Source organism: Vibrio sp. 1874 (assembly GCF_033344395.1).
Taxonomy (GTDB): Bacteria; Pseudomonadota; Gammaproteobacteria; order Enterobacterales; family Vibrionaceae; genus Vibrio; species Vibrio alginolyticus.
Genome location: NZ_JAWPOR010000068.1, coordinates 1 through 1,590, shown reverse-complemented (window position 1 = coordinate 1,590; position 1,590 = coordinate 1). Strand labels below are relative to the sequence as shown.

Below are 1,590 nucleotides of genomic sequence, written 5' to 3'. Positions count from 1 at the left end.
AATACAAGGCTCAAAAACAAAAAAGACCCGAGAATGACTTCGGGTCTTTTCATTTGTTCTGCGCTAAGAGCTTTGTGTTGCTTCCGCTTTACGCCGTTGGGTTAAGTATTTCACCCAACTCTTGGCTTGATTCGACGGTTTGATTTCATTCGCACGTTTCGCATTCGCCAATGCGTCATCCAATCGATTCAACTTGTAGTAGGCTCTGGTTTTGATGAGCGCGACGTCAGCATTGCGACCTTTTACCTTATCCAAAGCAGCCAATGCTTGTTGGTAATGGCCTTGTTGAACAAGTAGCTGAGAGTAGTTCCAGTAGTATTTAGAATCCAACTTCGCGGCAATTCGCCAACTATCGATGGATTTATCCCACTCTTTTGCCATCTGCCAATAGGTCGCCTGCTGAGCTTTTAACTGGCTATCGACGTTAAGGTCTTCCAACTGCTCCATAATTAAAGCAGCACGCTCCGGGATTCCACGTTTCGCATAAAGCTGTGCCAGCAGTTTAAAATCATCTTGACTGAGCGCGACACCTTGTAGCTTGGCTAAAGCCATTGAATCTAGTGCGCGTTTGCTGTCATCAACACGTAAATGCAAAGCGACGAGCTGACGCCACCACTCCACCCGTTCAGGCTCTATTGCAATCAAACGTTTGATGGTGACAATAGCAGGCTGCCACTTTTTGAGTTCCAGTTCAGACGAAAGCTTAATCGACAATGGACCGAGTTCATCTGGCTGACCAAACTTCTCGTAGCGACCCATCGCTGATAACACTTTATTCCATTGGCTCAACTGGTAATGCGATTGTGCGATGCGCAGCCAAACTTCATGAGCTTTCTGGTTTTTAGGTACAGCTTTACTCAACTCGTAATAGTGCGGCAAGGCTTTAGCAAACTGTTGTTCGTTCAACAAAATATCCGCTAGCATTTTACGTGTTTGCCACGCTTGCTCGTCTTGCAATAAACCGCTGCTTACCGCGAAATCCAGTTGCTTGATAGCAGGCTTAACTTGCTCATTCTGCCAATAAAAAATACCAAGCATACGAGCAACAAACGCTTGATCGTAGCCACGCGATAGATCTAACGATTCGAGAGTTGAGATCGCTTCTTTAAGCATCTCTTCTTGAGCTAAGCTGTGCGCACGCTGCACTCTAGATGCGGTGTACTGGCTAAGCTCTTGAGCTATCGCACTGGCTGCGGTCAAACTAAGCAGCGTTGTGATTAAGAATTTCTTCATCATTTGCCTAATTTGAACTCCACTTTTGCGGTTTGTCCGAACTGCTCAATCGACACACCATTTTCAACTTTGGGTTGGTATTTCCACTTCTTCAACGCGCTAATGGCTTCTTTTTCAAACATACGCTTTGGCTCTGCATCGATCACTTCAATGTCTTTTGGACGACCTGTCGTGTCAATCGTAAAGCGCATGATCACATAGCCTTCAACCTTGCGTTTTAATGCTTTACTTGGGTAACGAGGTTCAACTTTATACAGCGGTAACGCTTGTTGATTGCCCATGGTTCCCTTTAGGTTTGGCGCATTAATCGCAATACCAGCGAACGCAGTGTTTAACCCAAGCGCGCTGGTCGGTGTT

2 protein-coding genes are annotated in these 1,590 nt (G+C 45.8%); both read right to left on the bottom strand.

Going from position 1 to position 1,590, the window contains the following annotated elements; all coding sequences use genetic code 11:
- Positions 1 to 63 precede the first annotated feature (63 nt).
- The gene (locus tag R8N46_RS24590; protein WP_318189698.1) at positions 64 to 1,236 is read right to left on the bottom strand and encodes a hypothetical protein; all 1,173 of its coding nucleotides are present in this window, start codon (positions 1,234 to 1,236) and stop codon (positions 64 to 66) included.
- Positions 1,233 to 1,590: energy transducer TonB (locus R8N46_RS24585; protein ID WP_318189697.1), on the bottom strand; the 358-nt coding region annotated here is incomplete at its 5' end. The genes R8N46_RS24585 and R8N46_RS24590, both read right to left, overlap by 4 nt.